Origin of the sequence: Streptomyces sp. NBC_00989 (assembly GCF_045162655.1) — a bacterium.
In the GTDB taxonomy this organism is placed as follows: domain Bacteria; phylum Actinomycetota; class Actinomycetes; order Streptomycetales; family Streptomycetaceae; genus Streptomyces.
This window is the reverse complement of the sequence record NZ_CP108728.1, coordinates 9452344-9474388: the sequence shown is the minus strand read 5'-3', so window position 1 is coordinate 9474388 and position 22045 is coordinate 9452344. Positions and strand designations below refer to the sequence as shown.

Annotated in this window: 24 protein-coding genes; 12 read left to right on the top strand and 12 right to left on the bottom strand. The window is 70.7% G+C overall.

Annotated features, from left to right (window positions below; genetic code table 11):
• Window positions 1–136: 136 nt before the first annotated feature.
• A complete protein-coding gene (gene galU, locus OG714_RS42605) occupies window positions 137–1099 on the top strand; it encodes a UTP--glucose-1-phosphate uridylyltransferase GalU (protein WP_406129199.1) in 963 nt (320 codons plus the stop codon).
• A gap of 92 nt (window positions 1100–1191) precedes the next feature.
• On the opposite strand, the gene OG714_RS42600 is transcribed toward galU, so the two are convergent.
• Window positions 1192–1629, bottom strand: a complete 438-nt coding sequence (locus OG714_RS42600; protein ID WP_406132138.1) for a DUF4442 domain-containing protein — start codon at window positions 1627–1629, stop codon at window positions 1192–1194.
• Window positions 1630–1804: 175 nt separating this feature from the next.
• On the opposite strand from OG714_RS42600, the gene OG714_RS42595 reads away from it, so the two are divergent.
• On the top strand, window positions 1805–2821 hold the full coding sequence (locus OG714_RS42595) for a hypothetical protein (RefSeq protein WP_406129198.1): 1017 nt from the start codon (window positions 1805–1807) through the stop codon (window positions 2819–2821).
• Between the two features lie 109 nt (window positions 2822–2930).
• Window positions 2931–4169 carry an MFS transporter gene (locus OG714_RS42590; protein ID WP_406129196.1) on the top strand — a complete coding sequence of 413 codons (1239 nt, stop codon included), beginning with the start codon at window positions 2931–2933 and terminating at the stop codon, window positions 4167–4169.
• Between the two features lie 141 nt (window positions 4170–4310).
• On the opposite strand, the gene OG714_RS42585 is transcribed toward OG714_RS42590, so the two are convergent.
• The 4 genes from OG714_RS42585 to OG714_RS42570 form a co-directional block, all read right to left on the bottom strand.
• Window positions 4311–5156, bottom strand: a complete 846-nt coding sequence (locus OG714_RS42585; RefSeq protein WP_406129194.1) for a spermidine synthase — start codon at window positions 5154–5156, stop codon at window positions 4311–4313.
• Between the two features lie 176 nt (window positions 5157–5332).
• On the bottom strand, window positions 5333–6175 hold the full coding sequence (locus OG714_RS42580) for a patatin-like phospholipase family protein (RefSeq protein WP_406129193.1): 843 nt from the start codon (window positions 6173–6175) through the stop codon (window positions 5333–5335).
• A gap of 179 nt (window positions 6176–6354) precedes the next feature.
• Window positions 6355–7524, bottom strand: a complete 1170-nt coding sequence (tuf, locus tag OG714_RS42575) for an elongation factor Tu (protein WP_406129191.1) — start codon at window positions 7522–7524, stop codon at window positions 6355–6357.
• Between the two features lie 341 nt (window positions 7525–7865).
• The gene (locus OG714_RS42570) at window positions 7866–8585 is read right to left on the bottom strand and encodes a DNA alkylation repair protein (protein ID WP_406129189.1); all 720 of its coding nucleotides are present in this window, start codon (window positions 8583–8585) and stop codon (window positions 7866–7868) included.
• Between the two features lie 50 nt (window positions 8586–8635).
• On the opposite strand from OG714_RS42570, the gene OG714_RS42565 reads away from it, so the two are divergent.
• A complete protein-coding gene (locus OG714_RS42565; protein ID WP_406129188.1) occupies window positions 8636–9490 on the top strand; it encodes a TVP38/TMEM64 family protein in 855 nt (284 codons plus the stop codon).
• Between the two features lie 4 nt (window positions 9491–9494).
• Here OG714_RS42565 and OG714_RS42560 read toward each other — a convergent pair whose 3' ends face one another.
• On the bottom strand, window positions 9495–10664 hold the full coding sequence (locus OG714_RS42560) for a thiolase family protein (RefSeq protein ID WP_406129186.1): 1170 nt from the start codon (window positions 10662–10664) through the stop codon (window positions 9495–9497).
• 107 nt (window positions 10665–10771) lie between these two features.
• On the opposite strand from OG714_RS42560, the gene OG714_RS42555 reads away from it, so the two are divergent.
• Window positions 10772–11293 (top strand): winged helix-turn-helix transcriptional regulator, encoded by a 522-nt coding sequence (locus OG714_RS42555; RefSeq protein WP_406129184.1) that lies wholly within the window; start codon window positions 10772–10774, stop codon window positions 11291–11293.
• Window positions 11294–11302: 9 nt separating this feature from the next.
• Here the strand turns inward: OG714_RS42555 and OG714_RS42550 are convergent, their stop codons facing one another.
• The 3 genes from OG714_RS42550 to OG714_RS42540 all read right to left on the bottom strand — a co-directional run bounded on the left by OG714_RS42550 (window position 11303) and on the right by OG714_RS42540 (window position 14180).
• On the bottom strand, window positions 11303–11926 hold the full coding sequence (locus OG714_RS42550) for a cupin domain-containing protein (protein WP_406132137.1): 624 nt from the start codon (window positions 11924–11926) through the stop codon (window positions 11303–11305).
• A gap of 137 nt (window positions 11927–12063) precedes the next feature.
• Complete coding sequence (locus OG714_RS42545; protein WP_406129183.1) at window positions 12064–12996, bottom strand: PmoA family protein; 933 nt, start codon at window positions 12994–12996, stop codon at window positions 12064–12066.
• Window positions 12993–14180: a Gfo/Idh/MocA family protein gene (locus tag OG714_RS42540; RefSeq protein WP_406132136.1), complete on the bottom strand. Its 1188-nt coding sequence runs from the start codon at window positions 14178–14180 to the stop codon at window positions 12993–12995. Before OG714_RS42540 ends, OG714_RS42545 begins: the two co-directional genes overlap by 4 nt.
• Window positions 14181–14500: 320 nt before the next feature.
• On the opposite strand from OG714_RS42540, the gene OG714_RS42535 reads away from it, so the two are divergent.
• On the top strand, window positions 14501–15376 hold the full coding sequence (locus tag OG714_RS42535) for an undecaprenyl-diphosphate phosphatase (protein ID WP_406129181.1): 876 nt from the start codon (window positions 14501–14503) through the stop codon (window positions 15374–15376).
• Between the two features lies 1 nt (window position 15377).
• On the opposite strand, the gene OG714_RS42530 is transcribed toward OG714_RS42535, so the two are convergent.
• Complete coding sequence (locus OG714_RS42530) at window positions 15378–15938, bottom strand: carboxymuconolactone decarboxylase family protein (RefSeq protein WP_406129179.1); 561 nt, start codon at window positions 15936–15938, stop codon at window positions 15378–15380.
• Window positions 15939–16107: 169 nt separating this feature from the next.
• Here OG714_RS42530 and OG714_RS42525 point away from each other — a divergent pair, with 169 nt between their 5' ends.
• The 3 genes from OG714_RS42525 (at window position 16108) to OG714_RS42515 (ending at window position 17214) form a co-directional block, all read left to right on the top strand.
• A complete protein-coding gene (locus tag OG714_RS42525; RefSeq protein WP_406132135.1) occupies window positions 16108–16386 on the top strand; it encodes a winged helix-turn-helix transcriptional regulator in 279 nt (92 codons plus the stop codon).
• Window positions 16387–16394: 8 nt separating this feature from the next.
• Window positions 16395–16925, top strand: a complete 531-nt coding sequence (locus tag OG714_RS42520; RefSeq protein WP_406129177.1) for a DUF1877 domain-containing protein — start codon at window positions 16395–16397, stop codon at window positions 16923–16925.
• A 109-nt stretch (window positions 16926–17034) separates the two neighbouring features.
• Window positions 17035–17214 carry a hypothetical protein gene (locus OG714_RS42515; protein ID WP_406129176.1) on the top strand — a complete coding sequence of 60 codons (180 nt, stop codon included), beginning with the start codon at window positions 17035–17037 and terminating at the stop codon, window positions 17212–17214.
• Between the two features lie 233 nt (window positions 17215–17447).
• On the opposite strand, the gene OG714_RS42510 is transcribed toward OG714_RS42515, so the two are convergent.
• Window positions 17448–18188 (bottom strand): SDR family NAD(P)-dependent oxidoreductase, encoded by a 741-nt coding sequence (locus tag OG714_RS42510; protein WP_406129174.1) that lies wholly within the window; start codon window positions 18186–18188, stop codon window positions 17448–17450.
• Window positions 18189–18311: 123 nt separating this feature from the next.
• On the opposite strand from OG714_RS42510, the gene OG714_RS42505 reads away from it, so the two are divergent.
• Both OG714_RS42505 and lnt read left to right on the top strand, forming a co-directional pair.
• Complete coding sequence (locus OG714_RS42505; RefSeq protein WP_406129172.1) at window positions 18312–18812, top strand: nuclear transport factor 2 family protein; 501 nt, start codon at window positions 18312–18314, stop codon at window positions 18810–18812.
• 127 nt (window positions 18813–18939) lie between these two features.
• Window positions 18940–20514, top strand: coding sequence for an apolipoprotein N-acyltransferase (gene lnt / locus OG714_RS42500; RefSeq protein WP_406129170.1), 1575 nt, complete (start codon window positions 18940–18942; stop codon window positions 20512–20514).
• On the opposite strand, the gene OG714_RS42495 is transcribed toward lnt, so the two are convergent.
• Entirely contained in the window at window positions 20432–21343 is a 912-nt protein-coding gene (locus OG714_RS42495; RefSeq protein WP_406129168.1) for a Gfo/Idh/MocA family protein, read from the bottom strand. The two genes, lnt and OG714_RS42495, sit on opposite strands and share 83 nt — an antisense overlap.
• A 98-nt stretch (window positions 21344–21441) precedes the next feature.
• On the opposite strand from OG714_RS42495, the gene OG714_RS42490 reads away from it, so the two are divergent.
• Window positions 21442–21954, top strand: a complete 513-nt coding sequence (locus OG714_RS42490) for a DinB family protein (RefSeq protein WP_406129166.1) — start codon at window positions 21442–21444, stop codon at window positions 21952–21954.
• Window positions 21955–22045 lie beyond the last annotated feature (91 nt).

The following is a 22045-nucleotide window of genomic DNA, read 5'->3' as shown; positions in this document are numbered from 1 at the left end:
ATTCAGATTGGTTACCGCGGGTATCCACAGGCGTCTCCACGAAATCTCCAACTCCTCCGCGAACTAAGGGAGGCACACAGGGAACTCCGAAGTTCCTCTCGGGATGCTCTCATCGCCGTGCGCCACCATGGGCCGCATGATCGCCCCCCACTCTTCAGCCACCCCCGGATCCGCCCCCGTCCCCACGGTCCGCAAGGCGGTCGTCCCGGCCGCCGGACTCGGCACACGGTTCCTGCCCGCGACGAAGGCGACGCCGAAGGAGATGCTCCCGGTCGTCGACAAGCCCGCGATCCAGTACGTCGTCGAGGAGGCCGCCGCGGCCGGGCTCGACGACATCCTGATGGTCACCGGCCGGCACAAGCGCGCCATCGAGGACCACTTCGACCACGCCTTCGAACTCGAACAGGCCCTGGCCGCCAAGGGCGACACCGTGCGCCTGGACGCCGTACGCGACCCCGCGCGCCTCGCCGACATCCACCACATCCGCCAGGGCGACCCGCTCGGCCTCGGCCACGCGGTGCTCTGCGCCCGCCACCACGTCGGCGACCAGCCGTTCGCCGTCCTCCTCGGCGACGATCTGATCGACCCGCGCGAGACCCTGCTCAGCCAGATGCTGGAGGTCCGCGAGCGGTACGCCGGCAGCGTGGTCGCCCTCATGGAAGTCCCCGAGGAATCAGTCCACTTGTACGGCTGCGCGGCCGTGGAGCCGACCGGCGAGGAGGGTGTCGTACGCGTCACCGGCCTGGTCGAGAAGCCGTCCCGCGAGGACGCGCCGAGCCGCTACGCCGTCATCGGCCGCTACGTCCTCGATCCCGCGATCTTCCCCACCCTGGAGCGCACCCCGCCCGGCCGCGGCGGCGAGATCCAACTGACCGACGCCCTCCAGGAGTTGGCCGCCTCCGGCACGGTCCACGGGGTCGTCTTCAAGGGCCTGCGCTACGACACCGGCGACAAGGCCGACTACCTGCGCACGGTGGTCCGGCTGGCCTGCGACCGCGACGACCTGGGCCCCGAATTCGTCGCGTGGCTCAAGGAGTTCGTGGCGGGACTGGAGAGCGGGGACGTCGGCGCGAGCGAGAACACCCGCTTCGCGGCCTGAACTCCCCACGCACGAGGGCCCGATCACGCCGTATGCGACGACGACCGGGCCCTCGTATCAACTCGTATCAACTCACCTCACGTTGGCGCTGGTCAGCCGTTCGGCCGGAGCGTCCAGATGACCGTCATCTCGCCCGTGACGGCGCCGTCCTCGCGCTGGATGGCGACGGCGACCGGGAACTCGGGGCGCTCGCCCGCGTCGAGTTCGGCGACGACGTCGGCGGCGGGGCGGCCGAGGGTCGCGGTGGCCTTCACCGGGCCGAGTGCGATCTTCTTGAACGCGATCTCGGCGTTGACCGGGAGCGGCACGGCCCGCGAGAGCTGGTCGCCGAAGGCGGCGAGGACGATCGCGCCGCTGGCGGACTCGCCGAGGGTGAACATCGCGCCGGCGTGCGGCCCGCCGACGTGGTTGCGGTACTCGCTCTGGTCCGGCAGGGACAGCACGGCCCGCTCCGGACTGGTCTCCAGGTACTCCAGGTTCAGCGTGCGAACCATCGGCACCGTCGCGGCGAGCAGCTCGCCGATGGACATCTGATCTGCGCTCATGAAGGGCATGTTACCCACGAGTAGCCAGGCCTGGCCAGATGTGTGCGGCCGCACACACCACCCGCTTACCGGTTGACCGCCCTGTTGGCCCTTGATTGGTACGACCCTGACAAGGGGCGGTGACCCAACCGTGTCCCACGCCGCACTAGGGTTACTGCCCATGTGGCCAGGACAGCAGCCGCCCGGGGGCGAGCAGAACCCGCAGGACAACCCGTACCAGCAACCGGGGTACCAACAGCCGAATCCGTATCAGCAGCCCGGCTTTCAACAGCCCAATCCCTATGGGCAGCAACCGCAGTGGGGCGCTCCGGGCCCCGCGGGCGGACCGCAGCCGCCGCAGGGCGGGGGCGGCGGAAACCGGACGAAGCTGGTCGCGATCATCGCCGCCACGGCCGTCGTCGTGGCCGCGGGTGTGACCGGATTCCTGGTCCTCGGCGGCGACAAGGACGACAAGGCGGACGGTGGCAAGGACAAATCGAGCCAGTCGCCGTCGGCGTCCACGGACCCGACTGCCTCGTCCTCCGGTTCGGACGACAACCCGCGCGGCAACGAGACCGAGAAGCCGACGATCGCGGGCTGGAAGGTCGTCGTCAACCAGAAGTACGGCACCGCGTTCGACGTCCCCGCCGACTGGGAGGTGGGCACGCCGGGCACCTTCAGCTTCTTCGAGGACGAGGTGAAGGGCGACGGCTCCCCGTACATCGGCTTCTCGGCGCCCGCCTACCTCAAGCAGAACTGGTGCGAGTCCGACGACAACAAGGACGGCACGAAGGAGACTTCGTCGCTGGCGTCGAGCGGCACCAAGGGCGAGGACGGTGCGAAGGACACCGCGAGCACCGCGCGCGGCGACGCGGCCGCGTTCGCGTTCGGCGGGTACACGGACCAGAAGGACTCGTCCAAGAAGTACCTGAAGATCGGCGCGGCCAAGCCGTACACGACGAAGTCGGGTGTCACGGGCAGCGTCGCCACCTCTTACACGTCCGGCGTACCTAAGTCCGGCAAGTGCTCCTCCGACGGCAAGGCGACCACGTTCGCCTTCAAGAACTCGGCGGACAACTTCGTCTCCTGGACGCTCTACGGCGCGAAGGGCGTCAGCGAGGAGATCCCCGACGCGACGGTGCAGAAGATCCTGAGCACCGTACGACTGCACGGGGACCCGACGGGCGCCACGAGCTGACGCGCCGGTCGTTGGCTCTTGGCAGTCGACCGATGGCCGGTGACCGTTTGGCTTGATTCTGGCGGCAATCTGTTTGGCGGGGTGTGGCGTGGGCGGCGATAGTCGGCCGGTGACCGTCGCCCCCGCCCCCCGTCGAGCGCACCGACCCGACTGGGCGGGCCGCAACTACACCCTGCTGACCGCCGCCGCGGTGGCGACCGGGCTCGGTGGCAACGGCGCGCTGATCGCCTCCGCGTTCGCCGTGCTGGACGCGGGCGGCGACAGCGGTGACGTGGGTCTGGTGGCCGCCTCGCGCACGCTGCCGCTGGTGTTGTTCCTGCTGATCGGCGGCGCGATCTCGGACCGGGTGCCCCGGCACCACGTCATGGTCGCGGCCAACGCGCTGAGCTGTGTGTCGCAGGCGGTCTTCGCGGTACTCGTGCTGACCGGCGAGCCCCGCCTCTGGCAGATGATGCTGCTGACCGCGCTCGGCGGTACCGGCCAGGCGTTCTTCGGCCCGGCGGCCGAGGGCATGCTCATGTCCACGGTGAGCGGAAAACAGGCGGGCCGGGCGTTCGCGGTCTTCCGGATGGCGATGCAGGGCGCGTCGTTGGGCGGCGCGGCGCTCGGCGGCGCGCTGGTCGCGGCGGTCGGCCCGGGCTGGGTGCTCGCGGTCGACGCGGCGGCGTTCGCGATCGCCGGGGCGCTCCGCTCCTTCCTCGACGTGAGCCACATCCCGCCGCGCGCACCGGGCGGCGGGATGCTGGCCGATCTCCGGGACGGCTGGCGGGAGTTCATCGGCCGCCCGTGGTTGTGGTCCGTCGTCGTGGCCTTCTCCATCGCCAACGCGGTCGTCGGCGCGGCAGACGCGGTCTACGGCCCGCTCGTCGCCCGCGACAGCCTCGGCGGCGCGGGCCCGTGGGGCCTGGCCCTGGCCGCGTTCGGCGCGGGCACGGTGGCCGGCGCCCTCCTGATGACCCGCTGGAAACCCCGCCGCCTCCTCCTCGCGGGCATGCTCGGCATCTTCCCCCTGGCCCTCCCGTCCGCCGCCCTCGCGGTACCGGTCCCGATCGGCGTCCTCTTCGCGGTGATGTTCCTCTCGGGCGCGACGGTGGAGATCTTCGGCGTCTCGTGGATGACAGCCCTGCACCAGGAGATCCCCGAGGACAAACTCTCCCGCATCTCCGCCTACGACTGGTTCGGCTCCATCGCCCTGATGCCCCTCGCCGCAGCGGCAGCGGGCCCGACCGAGTCGGCCTTCGGACGCACGGCCGCGCTGTGGGGGTGCGCGGCCCTGGTCACGGTGGTCACAGCGGCGGTGCTGTGTGTACCGGAGGTACGGAATCTGCGACGGCGGGACGGGGCGTGAAGGACTTCGGGTCGTGAGGACACTTCGGGTGACGCGGTACGGCACTCTCATCGCGGACAGGTCGCGTGCCATCGGCGAAGTCCCGTGGCGCAGGCCGGTGTTCGAGCCGCGCTGGGAAGAAGCGCGGGACCAGGAGCCGGCTCAGCCGATACCGAACGCGCCGGCCGGGGGCTCGGGTGACGGAACGGCGTCCGCGTCCCGGACCGGCCGCGCACCGCCGATGAACTCCCGCAGCGCGGGCCCGTGTTCAAGCCGCGCCGGGAACGCGTCCGAGGCCACGAGCCGGGTCAGGGCCGCCGTTTCGATCGGGTGATGTGCGGCGACCAGCACCGCGTTGCCGAAGCGGCGTCCTCGCAGCACCCCCGGTTCCGCGATCAGCACCAGCTCCTGGAACACCGTGCCGAACGTGGCGAGTTGGGCACGCAGGAAGGTGAAGGGAGCGGAGTCCGCGAGGTTGGCCAGGTAGACGCCGTCGGCCCGCAGGACACGCTCGGCTTCGCGGGCGTAGGCCACGGACGTGAGGTGCGCCGGGACCCGCGAACCGCCGAAGACATCGGCGACGAGCACGTCCGCCGAGCCGTCCGGCGCCGCTTCCAGCCAGGCGCGGGCATCGGCTCCGTGCACGGTGACACCGGCACCGTCCGGCAACGGCAGGTGCTCGGTGACCAACTCCAGCAGCGCCAGATCGGCCTCGACCACGTCCTGCCGTGACCCTGGCCGGGTCGCCGCCACGTACCGGGGCAACGTGAGCGCCCCGCCCCCCAGGTGCAGCACGTCCAGCGGGCGCCCCGGTTCCGCGAGGGTGTCCAGCACATGCCCGAGCCGCCGCGTGTACTCGAACTCCAGGTGCGTCGGCGCGTCAAGGTCCACGTAGGACTGCGGCGCCCCGTCGACAGTCAGCAGCCAGGCCCGGTCCCGGTCCACGTCGGGCATGAGTTTGGCGACCCCGTGATCAACGTCCCGGGTCACGGGTATCGGCTCGTTCACAGGTCCATTGTGCCGGGGCGGTGGGGTGGACGCGGAGGTGGTCGGGCGGTGGTGAGCACCTGCCCTCCGCGATCCCGGCACCGTACGCCCAGCGCACCCCGGCTGTCGCCGCTGCCCACACCCGCGAGCCATCGAGTCATCGGCACTTCGAGTCGATCATCCAGTCACCCCGCCCGTCACCCCGCCAGACCCCAGACCTCCCCCACCTCTCCCACATGCGCCCCCGCCTGCTCCCGCCCCGCCCGCGCCGCGGCCGCCCGTACCGACGGGTCCAGCGGATTGCGGCCGAACGCCTGCTTCGCTTCCGGGGACGGTGACACGACGACCGCGCGGGCGCCCCGCTCCACAAGTCGCCGGGCCTGGGCCGCCGGAGACACCAGGGGGCCGCCCCCGAGGGATATCGGCGCGAGGACGACGACCTGGTCGTAGCCCTCGGCGAGCTGCGCGTTGGCCGCTGAGTGGATGCCGCCGTCGATCCAGCGGCGGTCCTCGATGGTGACCGGGGGCCACACGCCGGGGACGGCGCAGCTGGCGGCCACCGCGTCGCCCAGGGGCAGCCCGCTGTCCTTGTCGAAGGCCCGCAGTTCACCGGTCACCGTGTCGACGGCGGTGATGCGCAACGCACGGTCGGGCCACTCCGGTGAGACGAGCCGGGACTCGATCGCCGCGCGCCGGGCCGCCGCGTGGGGCGTCCTGGCGGCGAGTGCCATACGGCCGATCTTCCGCCCGTACGCCTCGGGAGTTCGCGAGGTCACGGTCGCCCAGGCGTAGCGGAGCATCAGGCCAGGACCGAGTCGGCCGGGGATCTCGCCCTCGGGGGCGGCGAGTTGACGCTCGTAGAGCTCCTTGAGCGTGCCGGCCCGCAGCTGGGCACCGACCGCTGAACCCGCTGACGTGCCGATCACGACATCGGCGTCGGAGAGATCGACGCCGGCCTCGCCCAGCCCGTACAGCAGCCCGGCCATCCAGCCGATCCCGCTGCTGCCCCCGCCACCCAGCACAAGTGCCTTGCCCGCCATGGTGTGTTCCCGCCTTCCCCACGCCTCGCCACAACTGCCGCCGCGATCAAGTCTTGCGCACCCCACTGACAATCACGGTCACGAGCCCCTGACCTGGGACGCAGAGGAAGCCCGCCCCAGAACGCACATGGGTGCCCGCCCCAGAAGGGACGGGCACCCACCCGCTCAACCGATCTCGCTCACCCCACTGCCGTCACCGTCCCCGCCCCGACCGTCCGCCCGCCCTCGCGGATCGCGAAGCCGAGCCCCGGCTCCAGCGGGACCTCACGGCCCAGCTCGATCGACATCGTGACGGTGTCACCGGGTCGGGCGACCGCCGTCTCGCCGAGGTCGATGTCGCCGACCACGTCCGCGGTGCGGATGTAGAACTGCGGCCGGTAGCCGGTCGACACCGCGGTCGTACGGCCGCCCTCGCGGGCCGACAGGACGTACACCTGCGCCGAGAAACGGCGGCTGGGGACGACGCTGCCGGGCGCCGCGACGATGTGCCCGCGACGGACCGCGTCGCGTGGGACACCCCGCAGCAGCAGCGCCACGTTGTCGCCGGCCTGCGCCTCCGCCATGGGCTTGCCGAAGGTCTCCAGGCCGGTGACCACCGTGTCGACGGCGGCCCCGAGCACTTCGATCCGGTCGCCCACCCGGACCGTGCCGCGCTCGATCGCACCCGTGACGACGGTCCCGCGCCCGGTGATCGTGAGCACGTTCTCGACCGGCAACAGGAACGGCGCGTCCAGATACCGCTCGGGCATGGGCACGTACGTGTCCACGGCGTCGAGCAGCGCGTCGATCGACGCCGTCCAACGGGGGTCTCCCTCAAGGGCCTTGAGGCCGGACACCCGTACGACGGGTACGGAGTCGCCGCCGTAGCCGTTCGCGGTGAGCAGTTCGCGGACCTCCAGCTCGACCAGGTCGGTCAGCTCGTCGTCACCCGCGTCGGCCTTGTTGAGCGCGACCACGATGTGGTCGACGCCCACCTGCCGGGCGAGCAGCACGTGTTCGGCGGTCTGCGGCATGATCCCGTCGAGCGCGGAGACGACGAGGATCGCCCCGTCGAGCTGCGCGGCCCCGGTGACCATGTTCTTGACGTAGTCGGCGTGGCCCGGCATGTCCACGTGCGCGTAGTGCCGGGTGTCCGTCTCGTACTCGACGTGCGCGATGTTGATGGTGATGCCGCGCGCGGCCTCCTCCGGCGCCCGGTCGATCCGGTCGAACGGTACGAAGGTGGACGCGCCGCGCTCGGCGAGGACCTTGGTGATGGCGGCGGTCAGGGTGGTCTTGCCGTGGTCGACGTGGCCCATCGTGCCGATGTTCAGATGCGGTTTCGTGCGGACGTATGCCGTCTTGGACATGGCTGTACCTCGAAGCCTCTCCAGTGATGAAAAGCCCAGTGGTGAAAAAGGGGGACCCCGAGGACTCGCCGACCCTCCCCCTGCGGGGTCCGCCGGACGATCCGGAGAGGGTCAGCTTCGGGCGCCGTCGACTGCGGCGAGGAGAACGGGATCGAGCACGGGAACGGCAGCCTTCGGGGCATCCGCGACCGCGGATGCTGCGAGGTGGAAGGCGTACCGGAACATGAGGCCGATCATTGCCGACGCTTTGCCCGGCGTCGAACGATTTATCAGTACGTGGGACGTCAGGCGCCGATGTTCTTCAGTGCTGATTCTTCGGGCTGATTCTTCGGGCTGATTCTTCAGGGCTGATTCTTCAGGGCCTCGCGCACCGACAGCGGCGCGAACCGCCCCTTCTCCCGGGCCAGGAAGTCCCGTACCGCCTCCGGGTCCGTCTTCGCGTACTCGCGCAGGCACCAGCCGATGGCCTTGCGGATGAAGAAGTCAGGGTGCCCGGACTGGCTCAGGCAGTACGCGAAGAGGCGTCCGGTGTCGGTGCGCTCCTTGTAGCGCAGTTGGTGGAGGAGGGCCGTACGGGCGACCCACATGTCCTCGTCGACGATCCACGCGTCCATGTCGGTGACCAGCTTCGGGTCGGCGACGACCAGGCCTCCCACTACGTGGGAGGCGAGTGCGTCGACGGTGTCCCACCAGGAGACCGTCGAGACGAGATGGCGGGCGACCGGCAGGAAGCCGGAGGTGCAGTGCCTCACATGGCGGCGCAGGTAGTCCACCGCGAAGTACTGGTACTCGCGCTCCGGCAGCTCCCAGCAGCGCAGGGCGATCGCGGTGCAGTCGCTCTCGTCGGGGTGGGGTGTGCCGTCCAGGACCGTGCGGGACAACGCCCTGCGTACGGGTGTGGTGAGGCCCAGGAAGGGCGCGATGTCCTTCATGTACGCCCGCATGGGCACGGCCCGCTCCGGGTCGGCCGCGGCGGCGTACGTGGCCGTGAGCCGCTCCAGCACGGTGTCCGCGAGAACGCTGCCCGGCACCCGCACGGTGCCCGCACCTGTGACGCTCATGAGACGAACCATACGGCGATCACATACACAGGTCGGTTAGTGTCGCCGACATGCTCGCCGATGCCGCCACCGACTCTGGGGGCACCCGCTCTGGGGGCACCGCCACGGCCACTCCCCAGGCCACTGCCCAGATCACCGGCACGGAGCTCGCCGCAGTCGTGACCGTCCCCACGGCCATGCCCGTCGCGTCTCTGCTGCCCGTCATGCCCTTGCTGCCCGTCACCCCGGCCGGCTTCACCGCGCGCTGCACGAGAGCCCTGCTCTCGCCGTGGTCGCGGCTGTCGCTGCTGCTCGTGCTGCTCGCCGGGGCGGCGTCGACCGTGCTGCTCTTCCACCCGCAGCGCCTGCTCTCCGACGGCTGGCCGCCCCAACTCGGCGGCGCCATGGCCGCGTTGGTGTTCGCGGCGGCGTACGGCCTGTGCAGCGTGGCGTTCGTACCGCGCCCCCTGCTGAACCTCGCCGCGGGCGCCCTGTTCGGCTCCCAGCTGGGCACCGGCGCGGCGTTGGCGGGCACGGTGCTCGGCGCCGGCATCTCCTTCGGCCTGGGCCGTGTGCTGGGCCAGGACGCCCTGCGCCCGCTGCTGCGGGGCCGGTGGCTGAAGGCCGCGGACGGGCAGCTCAGCCGGCACGGCTTCCGTTCGATGCTGGCGGCACGGCTCTTCCCGGGCCTGCCGTTCTGGGGCGTGAACTACTGCGCCGCCGTCTCCCGTATGCGCTGGACCCCGTTCCTGCTCGCGACGGCCCTCGGCTCGATCCCGAACACCGCCGCCTACGTCGTCGCCGGGGCCCGCGCCTCCAGCCCCACGTCACCGGCCTTCCTGATCGCGATGGCCTGCATCGCCCTGCCCGCCCTGGGCGGCGCGGTGGTGGCCTGGCGCAAGCGCCACCACCTGCGAGCCCAGTGAGGGATCAGACCGCCTCGATGATCATCGCGTTGGCGAGGCCCCCGGCCTCGCACATCGTCTGCAGTCCGTAACGCGCCCCCTGGTCCCGCATCGCGTGCACCAGCGTGGTCGTCAGCCGCGTACCGCTCGCCCCGAGCGGATGCCCGATTGCGATGGCCCCGCCGTGCACGTTGACCTTGGCGAGATCCGCGCCCGTCTCCTGCTGCCAGGCCAGCACGACGCTGGAGAACGCCTCGTTGACCTCGAACAGGTCGATGTCGTCGAGGGTGAGCGACGCCCGGCGCAGCACCTTCTCGGTGGCCGGTATGACACCGGTGAGCATGAGCAGCGGGTCCGAACCGGTCACGGCGAAGCTGTGCAGCCGGGCGAGCGGGCGCAGTCCGAGCCGGGCCGCGGTCTCGCTGGACGTGATGAGGACGGCGGAGGCGCCGTCGTTGATGGGGCTGGAGTTGCCGGCGGTGATGTTCCACTCGATCTGCGGGAAGCGCTCGGCGTACGTCGCGTCGTAGAAGGCGGGCTTGAGGCCGGCGAGAACCTCGGTGGTACTGCCGGGCCGTACGCACTCGTCGCGCGAGGCGCCCGCCAGGGGGGCCACCTGGGCGTCGAAGAGGCCCGCGTCCCAGGCGGCGGCCGCCTTGTCGTGCGAGGAGACGGCGAAGGCGTCCAACTGGTCGCGCGTCATCGACCACTTGGCGGCGATGAGTTCGGCGCTGATGCCCTGCGGGACGAGGCCCTCCGGGTAGCGCCCGGCGACACCGGGGCCGAAGGGATCCGTGCCCGGCAGCACGCTCGACCCCATCGGCACGCGCCCCATGGACTCCACTCCACAGGCCACGACCAGGTCGTACGCCCCGGAGATCACGCCCTGCGCCGCGAAGTGCACGGCCTGCTGGGACGAGCCGCACTGGCGGTCCACCGTGGTCGCGGGCACCGACTCCGGGAAGCCCGCCGACAGCACGGCCTGCCGGGTGATGTTGACGGCCTGCTCACCGACCTGGGTGACCGTTCCGCCGATGACGTCGTCAACGATCGCCGGGTCGATCCCCGTGCGCTCGACGAGGGTGCGCAAGGTGTGTGCGAGAAGTTCGACGGGGTGGACCTGGGCGAGGAAGCCGTTCGGCTTGCCTTTGCCTACGGGCGTGCGTACGGCTTCGACGATCACTGCGTCACGCATGGTGCGGGCCTCCGTTGTTTCCAACAAGCACTACCAGTGAGTAGGAAATCCAAACTCACCATAGTCCTGTCAGTTGGAAAATCAAACCCTCCCTTAAAGTGGGTGCTATGGCCGCCCCCAAAGACACAGACACAGACACAGACACAGCCAAAGCCAAAGCCAAAAACAAAGACCCGCGCCCCTGCTCGATCGCCGATGCCCTCGCGCTCGTCGGCGAGAAGTACTCCCTGCTCGTCCTGCGGGAGGTGTGCCTCGGCAATCGCCGCTTCGACCAGTTGGTCCGCAACATCGGCGCCCCGCGCGACGTCCTGGCCACCCGGCTGCGCCGTCTCGTCGACGCCGGGATCCTCACCCGGCGGACCTACAGCGAGCACCCGCAGCGCTTCGAGTACCGGCCCACCGAGGCGGGGCTCGAACTGGAGCCGGTCCTGATGACCCTCATGGCGTGGGGCGACCGCCATCTTCGGAGGGATCAGCTCGACCGCCCCATGGTGATCGAGCACATCTGCGGCAACGAACTGGTCCCCGCCGTCACCTGCACTGCCTGCGGCGCCCCGGTCCACCACCAGGACCTGACGGCCCACCCGCAGACACCCGGCTGGTCGGTGACAGGCCCGACCGCGGCCTGAGATCCAGACCTACTGCCCCTTGTAGACGTCCAACCGCCCGCACATCCCGAACTTCCCATAAGCAGAAGGCTGTTCGGCCCGTACCGCGGCGTCGGCGAGGTGGGAGAAGTCACCCTGTTCGAGCCGGTCGAGCTGCGCCCCCGTGGCCGTGGCGGCGGCCCGCGCCCCCCGCTCCCAACGCGCGCGCCACTCCGCGAGCCGGGGCCGTACCAGCGCGGCGGCGGCCCGATGGAAGGCGGCCAGCGCTTCCGGACCGTCGGCGGAGCGCAGCGCCTCGTAGCCCTCCAGGGCGAGGTCGCGTCGGGCCCGGGCGACCCGTTCCTGCTCCGCCTCGGGCGCGTCGGCCGGGATCACGGTGGCGGCGGCGTACGTCTCGGGGTCGGTGAGGTACTGCGGGGGCAGCGTGAGCACCGCGTCCCCCGCCTCGGGCAGGCCGCTGTTCTGCATGAGGACGGTGATGCGCAGGTCGCCCTCGTTGACGAGCCGGTGGATGGTGCCCGGCGTGAACCAGGCGACCGTTCCGGCCGCGAGCGGCGTGACCTCGTACCCGGAGGCCGTGCCGGACATCGTGAGGGTCTGCACCGCACCGCGCCCGCCGGTGACGACGTACCCCTCCGAACAGGTCAGGTGCATATGGGGAGTTCCGCCGCACAGTCCGTCGCCACTGCCGGCCTCGGCCGGCCAGTCGTAGACGGACAGATGCGAGACGGCGACACCGCCCGGCAACCCGGAGAAGCCTTCGGCGGCCCCCGTGTTCACCACAGGCGTGTTCACCACGGGCGCGCCTCCAGGTACTTGGCGATCTCCTCCCGCTCCCACTCCCCGTCGGCGATGACGACCCGGTAGCGCCGGGTGAGGGTGTCGCCGGGGGCGAGCTCAAGCTCGTCGTGGAAGGCGAAGGAGGGGGCGATCCCCGCGAAGGGCTCGTTGCGGACGAACCAGTGGGCGGGGTGGGTGCCCTGGGCGCCGGCCTGGTCGTTCTCCGGGGCGTGGGCGAAGATGATGGTCGCGTGGCCGTCGGTGCCGTCGTGCTCGCCGGAGACGGCGAGCCAGGGCCCCTGGGAGCCCATCAGCTCGGGGCCCTCGCCGTCGGGGCCGATGATCCGGCCGTCGCGGAAGGCGCGCGGGCCGCGCCAGAAGAGGCCCGTGTAGCCGGCCGCCTCGCGCCCGTGGGTGGTCGGGCTGCCGAACCGCAGGGGCTCGTCACGGCGGTTCGTCACGGCGCTCGTCCAGGTGAGCGCCCACGAACCCGACTCCGAGTCCGTGTCCACATCGTGCACCTCGATCCGGCGCTGCTCGTCGGCCCAGAGTTCACCGCTGTACGGGTGCCAGGTCAGCCGTTCGGCGATGACGAGACGCGAATCGTCGGCGTCGACCTCGTCGAAGGCGACGTGGGCCATCGACCCGACCCGCTCTGGGAGTTGGAGATATCCCTCGCCGTGAACGTATGTGTTGCCGCCCCATAGGTTCGAGCCCGACAGATGCGAGGCGGTGAACTGCAGGCCCTTGTGCCAGCGGTGGTCGTTGGGCCGGTAGTCCGTGACGACGTCACCGGCGAGCGTCCTGATCGGGTGGAGGTACGGCTTCGGCGCCTCCCAGGCGGCCTCGGGCCGGTACACGTAGCTGAACAGCTCGACGCCGGTGGCCGGTTCGGTCACCGTGATGCGGTCCCCGTGGGCATGGACGATACGCAGGCCGGTCACGCCGGCACCTCCTCGCGCGCCACGGGCGCCCAGCCGAGGGCGCCACCGTGCAGCGCCGTGTAAAAGGGGTCTCCGGGGCCGATCTCGCCGGCCCGCACGGTCGTGTCCGTGAACGCCGACTTATAGAGCGCGGTGATCAGTTCGAGGCTGGTGCGGCCGTCCGTGCCGCTGCTGCGCGGCCGTTCGCCGGCCCGCATGCTCATGACGAGTTCACGCAGCTGCTCCAGGTGCGAACTCGGCACGTCCGGCCCGAAGTCCTGCCAGGCCGCGGCCTCGTCACCCGACACGTCCGGGGCGGGCGTGATGCGCCAGTTGTCGTTGCTGTGCCCGTACAGGTGGGTGAGTTCGACGGTCGCGCGCTCGCAGTCGATGCGGATACGGCTGACCTCGTCGGGGCTCAGCACACTGTTCACGACGGTCGCCATCGCGCCGTTCTCGAAGCGGACCAGCGCGGTCGAGACGTCCTCGGTCTCCACGTCGTGGACCAGCCGCCCGGCCATGGCCTTCACCTCGCTCCACGGCCCGAGCAGATCGAGCAGCAGGTCCATCTGGTGGATGCCGTGTCCCATCGCGGGACCGCCGCCCTCGGTCTCCCAGCGCCCGCGCCAGGGCACGGCGTAGTAAGCGGTGTCGCGGTACCAGGTGGTCTGGCAGTGCGCCACGAGCGGCCGCCCCATCGCCCGCTCGGCGAGCAGCCGGCGCACGTGCCGCGAGCCCGACCCGAAGCGGTGCTGAAAGACGATCGAGGCGTACGGTCCGCCGGCCGTGCCCTGTCCCGGGCCCTCTTCGTCCTCCACCGCGTCGAAGTCGGCCAGGGTCGGCACCGGCGGCTTCTCGCACCAGACCCAGGCGCCGGCCCGCAGCGCGGCGATCGTCTGCGCCCGGTGCAGGGTGGGCGGGGTGCAGATGGTGACGAGGTCGGGCCGCTGTTCCCGGAGCATCTGCTCCAGATCGGTGTAGGCGTGCGGGATCCCGGCCTCGGCGCAGAAGGACTCGACCGACGTGGCATCGATGTCAACGGCCGCGACGACCTCGGTCTCCCCCTCCTCGGCGAGCCGTGCGAGCGCGGGGAAATGGGAACCGCGGCCGATGGCACCGGCGCCGACCACGGCGGCCCGGACGCGTCGGCCGGTGAGCGGGGTCAAGGGCTGGAGCGCCCCGGGGTTGGTGGCGGGTGTGGACATGGTCGTGATCAGCACTCCTCCGGGGAACAGCGAGCGCATGCAGCAAGCGCTTTCCTCCGCTGCAACGTATGCGCCGTCCCCGCAGCTGGTCAACACCGCGAACCCGGAGTCGTCGGACCACTCGTGAAACCTCTGTGTGCGGAGTCGCGCAACCGCCCTGAAACCTCTGTGCCCGGAGTCCCACAGCCGCCGTGAAACCCCTGTGTCGGGCCTGTCACACCGGGACGCTACGCTGCCCCTCACACACACTCGTTCACCGCGCGCGGCGTTTTGGTGTGTCCTTTGCCCCTCCACGATCAGCACTTGGACGCCGTAACTCCATGTCTTGGTTTAAATCCCTCATCCTCGGACTCGTCCAGGGGCTGACCGAGTTCCTTCCCGTCTCCTCCAGCGCCCATCTGCGGCTGACGGCGGCCTTCTCGGGCTGGGAGGATCCGGGCGCGGCCTTCACCGCGATCACACAGCTCGGCACGGAGGCGGCGGTGCTGATCTATTTCCGCCAGGATGTCGGGCGGATTCTCGCCGCGTGGTTCCGGTCGCTCACGAACAAGGAGATGCGACGCGACCACGACGCCCAGATGGGCTGGCTGGTGATCGTCGGCTCCATCCCGATCGGCGTGCTGGGCGTGACCCTCAAGGACCAGATCGAGGGCCCGTTCCGCGACCTGCGCATCACCGCCACCATGCTGATCGTGATGGGCATCGTCATCGGCATCGCCGACCGCCTCGCGGCCCGCGACGAGAACGGCGGCCGACACCGGGCGCCCAAGCAGCGCAAGACACTCGAGAACCTCAACGCCAAGGACGGTCTGCTGTACGGCCTCTGCCAGGCGATGGCCCTCGTCCCCGGCGTCTCCCGCTCGGGCGCGACCATCAGCGGCGGCCTGTTCATGGGCTACACCCGTGAGGCGGCGGCCCGTTACTCCTTCCTGCTCGCCATGCCGGCCGTACTGGCCTCGGGCGCCTTCGAGTTGAAGGACGCGGCGGAGGAAGGACATGTCGCGTGGGGGCCGACGATGTTCGCGACGGTGATCGCGTTCGTGGTCGGATACGCCGTGATCGCCTGGTTCATGAAGTTCATCTCGCACAAGTCCTTCATGCCGTTCGTCTACTACCGCATCGCCCTCGGCATCGTCATCATCGCGCTGGTCACGGCGGGCGAGTTGAGCCCGCACGCGGCGGAGTCGGCGGGCTGAGTCAACTCCCGGGCAGGGCAAGGGCCCACGCCTCCGGCTCGATCCCGACACCGTTGGCCACGTAGGCGATGGTGCGGTACCACCCGGCCAGCACAAGGAACTCGAGGGCCTCGGGCTCGTCGAGCTGCTCCCGCAGACCGGACCATGCGGCGTCGCTCAGCCGGGCGTCGGCGTGGAGTTCGTCGACGGCTCTGAGCAGCGCGGACTGGCGGGGCGACCAGGCCGGGTCGTCCGGGGTGCCGGTCGCGGTCAAGGTGATCTGGCTCGGGGTGAGTCGGGCGACTTCGGCGTACGTCGCCATGTGGACTCCCCACTCGTAGGCGCAGCCGGAGCGGGCGCAGACACGGGCGATCACGAGTTCGCGGTCGGCGTCGCCCAGACGGCCGTGGACGAGGAGCCCGGCGCCCAACGCCCGCATCCGGGAGGCGAGTTCCGGATGGCGTTCGAGGACCTTGAAGAGCATCAGGGGTTCGCGGGTGACGCCGGGCGGCATCCAGCGGTGCAGGGCGCGGTCGGTCTCGGGGGCGTAGGGCGGGGTGACGCCTTCGATGCGCTGTTTCATGTCCACCGACTCTTGCGCTTCTGAAATCGAAGCGCAAGGGTGAGGTGCGAGGTCACAAGAAGTCGGCAGAGGAGGCCAGTTGGAGTCCGAGCCCACGGAATCCACGCCCGCCAGCTCCACCCCCACCCCCGGTCGCCCCGTGCGCGGATCGACCACCGGCCGCCCGGTCATGGCCGCGCTCGATCTCCTCGGCCGGCGCTGGACACTCCGGGTGATCTGGGAACTCCACCGGCACGGCGCCCCGATCGGCTTCCGCGACCTGCAACGCCGTTGCGACGACATGTCCTCCAGCGTCCTGTCCACTCGGCTGACGGAGCTGCGCGAGGCGGACATCGCCGGGCAGACGCCTGACGGGGCCTGGCAGTTGACCTCCCTCGGCATGGACCTGGTGACGGCGATGGCGCCGTTGTCGGAATGGTCGCGAGTGTGGGCCGAGCGGCGGGGGTGAGCCAACTCGTGGCGCTGACACAGCAGTTCGCCCGCGTGACGAACGAGTACCTGGACCGCTGCCGCGCTTCAGCCCTCGACTCGTCCGACGCGTCCCCTGGTTGGGACCCGCCGGACGGCGACCTGCTCGACACGGGCTGGGCACTGTGGGGCCTCATCCACCTCTGCCGCTCGACCGGCGCCGACCCGCAGGTGATCGCCCTGCTCGACCGGGCCGTGTCGGGCGATCCCGACGGGGATGTGGGCGGGATGCGGGATTCCTGGACCACGACGAGGTGTACGACGGTTTCGGCGATCCGCCCCGGTCTGCTCGCCCCCGTCGCGATCGCCGACATCGCCGCCGCACTGGACCGCGTACGACTCGGCGACCTGCTCGCGGACTTGCCCGCGTCCACCGAAGTCGCCGCCGCCGTCTGCGAATTCGGCGCCGGATTCGACGGTGCCGTACGGGAACATCTGACCGAACACTTCGTCGCCGTGCGGGAGTTCTACCGAGCCGCCGCACGTCACGCCCAGTGTGTCGTCACGTGGGTCGACTGAGCGTCCGGGCCGCGCCGGGCGCCCGTTTCACCGTGCCCGTGACCAAGCCCATACGGTCTGAGTAGCCGTCTGGTAGCGCAGTGTCAGTCCTTGCCCCTAGGCTGTTCGCATGTCCCCCGATTTCGTGGCCCCTGGTTCCGTGCGGTCTGCTTCCGAGGTGAACGAGCAGATCCGGGCACTCTGGCTGCGTGCGGGCGGCTCGCTCTCCACCCAAGAGCGGGAGGAATACGAGCTGTTGGTGGTCGAGTGGGCCAAGGCGATACGTGAAGAGGTCATCGCCGCCGCCTGAATCGTCCTGAACGGCATGTGCGGTTCGGGCGGGGAGCCGAGCATCGCGGCCGAGCAGCCGTAGGTCCGGGGCCGGCCGTACTTCCCTATGTCGATCGAACCTGGATGCCGGTCGACCCCGGCCAGTTCAACCCGGCCAGTTCAATCCAGCCGGTTCAACCCAGCTGTCTCGACCCTCCCAGTTCAACCAGCCGGTTCACCCCGCCCGGTCCCGCCGCCCGCCACCCACTTGGCTCACCGCCCGCCCGACACCCGCACCACCGTCCCCGTCGCGTACGACGCGTCCGGCGACATCAACCAGGCGATCGCGGCGGCTACTTCCTCGGGCCGGCCGGCGCGGCGCAGCGGGATCGACGCCGCCAACCGATCAGGCCGGTCCGGGTCCCCCATCCTCGCGTGGATCTCCGTGTCGATGACGCCGGGCGCGACCGCGTTGACGCGGATGCCGTCGGGGCCGAGTTCCTTGGCGAGGCCGAGGGTGAGGAGGTCGACGGCTGCCTTCGTCGCGGCGTAGTGGACGTATTCGCCGGGACTGCCGAGGGTCGCGGCGGCGGACGAGACGTTCACGATCACGCCGTTTCCCCGTGCCGTCATCGCTCGCGCGGCGCGGCGCGAACACAGCAGTGTGCCCAGGAGATTGACCTCGACGACCCGGCGCAGATCGGCGGGGTCGGTGTCGGCGAGGCGGCCGAACGGGCCGGTCACCCCGGCGTTGTTCACCAGCCCTGTGACCGGTCCGAGTTGCTGCTCGGCCACCGCGAAGAGCCGCTCCACGTCCGCCTCGACGGACGTGTCCCCGCGCACGCACACCGAACGGGCGCCTGCCTGCCGTACCGCGTCCGCGACTTCCTCTGCCGCCTCCGCATCCCGCAGATATCCCACCACCACGTCGTGCCCGTCCTCCGCGAGCCGCCGGCAGGTTGCCGCGCCGATCCCCCGGCCGCCCCCGGTGACGACCGTGACAAGACGTTTCATGCGTACTCCTCACAACAGAAACCGATGAAGATCGGCGAAGAATCGTCGAACACCACCGAATGTTCCCCGCCTTGTATCCGCGTCCCTCTTGGCGCGACACGCTCCGTAGCCAACACTGAGCCGATGACGCAGCGTGTGGAACTGGCGATTGTGATGGACCGGCTGGCCGTGGACGAAGTGATCACCGAATACGCGGTGGCGGTGGACGACGGCGACTGGGAGGCGTACCGGAAACTGTTCGCCGCGGACGGGCGTGCCGACTACCGGTCCGCCGGAGGGATCGAGGGGAACGCGGAACAAGTCGCCGGGTGGCTCGCGGAGAGCCTGCAACTGTTCTCGATGCGGCAGCATCTGATCGTCAACCGGCGGATCCGCTTCGGAGCCCTGGACCAGCACACCGACGACACGGCACGCGTCCAGGCCGACTACGTCAATCCGATGCGCTTCGCCAAGGAGGAGCACGGCGCCACGGGCGACGGCTCCACCGCTCCCGACTTCGTGTGCGGCGGGCGGTACGCGTTCGGCCTGCTGCGGACGTACGACGGCTGGCGGCTGACCGAGGTCGTCGTGGAGGAGAAGTGGCGGCGCCTTCCCGAGCGGCGCCCGCAGGCCGTGGTCAACTGAGACGGCCGGACTGACCGGACCGGCCGGACTGACGATTGGCCGGACCGGGACGGCCGGGTCGACGTCCTCTGTGCGAGATCCTCCCGGGCACGCACACTGGAGCGACCAGCGGGTAGGGAGGTGCCGTATGAAGACCTTCGGCGACTGGCTCGCCTCTCCGTGGCGGCGTTCCCTGCTCGCCGTGCTCGCGGGCGCCCTGCCCGTGTTCGCGTTCCCCGCGCCGTCCTGGTGGTGGTTCGCCTACGTCGCGCTCGTCCCCTGGATCCTGCTGACCCGCTCGGCGCCGACCGGACGACGGGCGGTCTACGACGGCTGGTTCGGGGGGCTCGGTTTCATGCTGGCGGTGCACAGCTGGCTGGTGCCGAGCCTGAGCGTGTTCATCGTGGTCATCGCGGGGCTGCTGGGCGCGCTGTGGGCGCCGTGGGGCTGGCTGGTGCGCCGCTTCCTCGGTGGCGTGCCGTCGGCCCGGCGGGGTGCCGCCGCGCTCCTGGTCCTGCCCTCGGGCTGGCTGATGGTCGAACTCGTGCGGTCCTGGCAGGGGTTGGGCGGCCCCTGGGGGCTGCTCGGCTCCACCCAGTGGCAGGTGGAACCGGCGTTGCGGCTGGCGTCCGTCGGCGGGGTGTGGCTGCTGAGCTTCCTGGTCGTGACCGTGAATGTCGCGGTGGCCGTCCTGGTCGCCGTACGCGAGTCCCGGATGCCCGCCGTCGCGGGACTCCTGGCCACCGCCGCCGTGACCTCCGCCGCCTGGGTGTGGTCGCCGCGCCCCGACGTCGACGGCCGCGTCCGGATCGCCGTCGTACAGCCCGGGATCATCGACGGCGACGAAAGCGGCGCCCGGCGCTTCGACCGCGAGGAGCAGCTGACCCGCCAACTCGCCGGTCAGGACGTCGACTTGATCGCCTGGGGCGAGAGCAGCGTCAGCTTCGACCTCACCAAACGGCCCGATCTCGCGCGCCGGATCGCCGCCCTCTCCAAGGAGACCGGCGCCGACATCCTGGTCAACGTGGACGCCGAGCGCTCCGACAAGCCCGGCATCTACAAGAGCTCGGTGCTGGTCGGCCCGAAGGGCCTCACCGGCGACCGCTACGACAAGATGCGGCTCGTCCCCTTCGGGGAGTACATCCCGTTCCGTTCGCTGCTCGGCTGGGCCACCTCCGTCGGCAAGGCGGCGGGCGTCGACCGCAGGCACGGCACCCAGCAGGTCGTGATGAACGTGGGGCACGGGCTGCGCATCGGCCCGCTGATCTGCTTCGAGACCGCGTTCCCCGACATGAGCCGCCATCTCGCCCAGGACGGCGCGGACGTCCTGCTCGCCCAGTCGTCGACCTCGTCGTTCCAGCACAGCTGGGCCCCCGAGCAGCACGCCACCCTCGCCGCCCTGCGCGCCGCCGAGACCGGCCGCCCGATGGTCCACGCCACCCTGACCGGCGTCTCCGCCGTCTACGGCCCGAGCGGCCAGCGCATCGGCTCCTGGCTGGGCACGAACAAGAGCACCACCCAGGTCTACGACGTCCCGCTCGCGCACGGCATCACGCCGTACGTCCGCTACGGCGCCTGGCCGGTGGGCCTGGCGCTGCTGGTGCTCGCGGCGATGTGCGCCGGGGAGGGCGCGGTGGCGTTCAGACTGCGGCGGAGCGGTCCGCGACCGCTCGTACCACCCGCTCGCACAGTTCATGAGTCGCCAGCGCGTCCCGGGCGCTGAGCACCTTTCCGGCGCGTACGGCGTCGAGGAACGTGAGGACGGCCTGTTCGATTCCGCGCTGCCGGGCGACCGGCACCCAGTCCCCGCGGCGCCGTACGGTCGGCTGGCCCTTGTGGTCGACGACCTCGGCGAGGTTGAGGACCTGACGCTTGGTGTCCTGTCCTGAGACCTCCAGGATCTCCTCGACCGAACCGCTGAGCCGGTTCATCACGCCGAGCGCGGTGAAGGCGTCGCCGGAGAGCTGGAGCACGAGGTGGTGCAGCAGTCCGTCCTGGACGCGGGCACGCACGGTCACGTCCTCGATCTCCCCCGGCACCAGGAACCGCAGGGTGTCCACGATGTGGATGAAGTCGTCCAGGATCATCGCGCGCGGCTCCTCGGGGAGCCCGATCCGGTTCTTCTGCATGAGGATCAACTCGCGCGGGTGGTCGGCGCACTGCGCGTACCCGGGGGCGTAGCGGCGGTTGAAGCCGACCGCGAGCGACACGTTCCGCTCCTCCGCGAGCCGCACCAGCCGCTCGGAGTCGGCGAGTTCGTAGGCGAGCGGCTTGTCGACGTACGTCGCTACGCCCGCCTCCAGGAGCCGGGTGACGATCTCGGGGTGCACGGCCGTGGGCGCGTGCACGAACGCGGCGTCGAGGCCCTGCGCGAGGAGCGCGTCGAGGTCCGTGTGGCGCCGGTCCGCCGGGAGGTGGAGGCCGTCGGCGACCCGGGCGAGCGTGGCGGGGGTGCGGGTCTGCAGATGCAGTTCGACCCCGGGCAGCCCGCCGAGAACCGGCAGGTAGGCCTTCTGCGCGATGTCACCGAGCCCGATGCAGCCGACCTTCACGGAGTCTCCCTAGCGCTCGCCCAGCGGTACCTCCTCGGAAGCATACGGCGGGGCAATATCCGCTGGTGCGGGCGGCCGGAGCACGCGAGGATGCGGGCATGACCATCGAGCGCACTGAACCCGCGACCACCGCCGACGAACGCACCATGCTGGACGGCTGGCTCAAGTACCACCGGGACACCCTGGCCTGGAAGTGCGAGGGCCTGACCGACGAACAGTTGAGGACCGCTTCGGTGGAGCCGTCCAACCTGTCGCTCATGGGCCTGGTGCGGCACATGGCGGAGGTGGAGCGGAGCTGGTACCGCCGGGTCATGTCGGACGAGCAGTTGACCCCGATCTACTGCACCGAGGAGGACCCGGACGGCGATTTCCATCTCACCGAGGCGGACACCTGGGCGGAGGCCCACGCCACCTGGCAGGCCGAGATCGCGGCGGCCAACGAGCACGCGGCCCGGTTCACCCTGGACGACATCTCCGTGGGCAAGCACCGGCGCACCGGCGAGCGCTTCAACCTGCGCTGGATCCACACGCACATGATCGAGGAGTACGCCCGGCACAACGGCCATGCCGACCTGCTCCGTGAGCGGATCGACGGGAACACCGGCGACTGACCCCGTCGACTGACGTCACGTCACCCGGAGGGGGCGCGCGCCGTCCGTAAGGGGGCGGAGATCACCCGTGTGGGGCATCATCCGCCCGTCC

Excerpts from the sequence above, each read along its gene's own strand:
- galU (WP_406129199.1), top strand. The coding sequence starts at position 137 with ATGATCGCCCCCCACTCTTCAGCCACCCCCGGATCCGCCCCCGTCCCC.
- OG714_RS42600 (WP_406132138.1), bottom strand. The coding sequence starts at position 1,629 with ATGTCCATCGGCGAGCTGCTCGCCGCGACGGTGCCGATGGTTCGCACG.
- OG714_RS42595 (WP_406129198.1), top strand. The coding sequence starts at position 1,805 with ATGTGGCCAGGACAGCAGCCGCCCGGGGGCGAGCAGAACCCGCAGGAC.
- OG714_RS42580 (WP_406129193.1), bottom strand. The coding sequence starts at position 6,175 with ATGGCGGGCAAGGCACTTGTGCTGGGTGGCGGGGGCAGCAGCGGGATC.
- tuf (WP_406129191.1), bottom strand. The coding sequence starts at position 7,524 with ATGTCCAAGACGGCATACGTCCGCACGAAACCGCATCTGAACATCGGC.
- OG714_RS42570 (WP_406129189.1), bottom strand. The coding sequence starts at position 8,585 with ATGAGCGTCACAGGTGCGGGCACCGTGCGGGTGCCGGGCAGCGTTCTC.
- OG714_RS42565 (WP_406129188.1), top strand. The coding sequence starts at position 8,636 with ATGCTCGCCGATGCCGCCACCGACTCTGGGGGCACCCGCTCTGGGGGC.
- OG714_RS42560 (WP_406129186.1), bottom strand. The coding sequence starts at position 10,664 with ATGCGTGACGCAGTGATCGTCGAAGCCGTACGCACGCCCGTAGGCAAA.
- OG714_RS42555 (WP_406129184.1), top strand. The coding sequence starts at position 10,772 with ATGGCCGCCCCCAAAGACACAGACACAGACACAGACACAGCCAAAGCC.
- OG714_RS42550 (WP_406132137.1), bottom strand. The coding sequence starts at position 11,926 with ATGCACCTGACCTGTTCGGAGGGGTACGTCGTCACCGGCGGGCGCGGT.
- OG714_RS42540 (WP_406132136.1), bottom strand. The coding sequence starts at position 14,180 with ATGTCCACACCCGCCACCAACCCCGGGGCGCTCCAGCCCTTGACCCCG.
- OG714_RS42535 (WP_406129181.1), top strand. The coding sequence starts at position 14,501 with ATGTCTTGGTTTAAATCCCTCATCCTCGGACTCGTCCAGGGGCTGACC.
- OG714_RS42530 (WP_406129179.1), bottom strand. The coding sequence starts at position 15,938 with ATGAAACAGCGCATCGAAGGCGTCACCCCGCCCTACGCCCCCGAGACC.
- OG714_RS42525 (WP_406132135.1), top strand. The coding sequence starts at position 16,108 with ATGGCCGCGCTCGATCTCCTCGGCCGGCGCTGGACACTCCGGGTGATC.
- OG714_RS42515 (WP_406129176.1), top strand. The coding sequence starts at position 17,035 with ATGTCCCCCGATTTCGTGGCCCCTGGTTCCGTGCGGTCTGCTTCCGAG.
- OG714_RS42510 (WP_406129174.1), bottom strand. The coding sequence starts at position 18,188 with ATGAAACGTCTTGTCACGGTCGTCACCGGGGGCGGCCGGGGGATCGGC.
- OG714_RS42505 (WP_406129172.1), top strand. The coding sequence starts at position 18,312 with ATGACGCAGCGTGTGGAACTGGCGATTGTGATGGACCGGCTGGCCGTG.
- lnt (WP_406129170.1), top strand. The coding sequence starts at position 18,940 with ATGAAGACCTTCGGCGACTGGCTCGCCTCTCCGTGGCGGCGTTCCCTG.
- OG714_RS42490 (WP_406129166.1), top strand. The coding sequence starts at position 21,442 with ATGACCATCGAGCGCACTGAACCCGCGACCACCGCCGACGAACGCACC.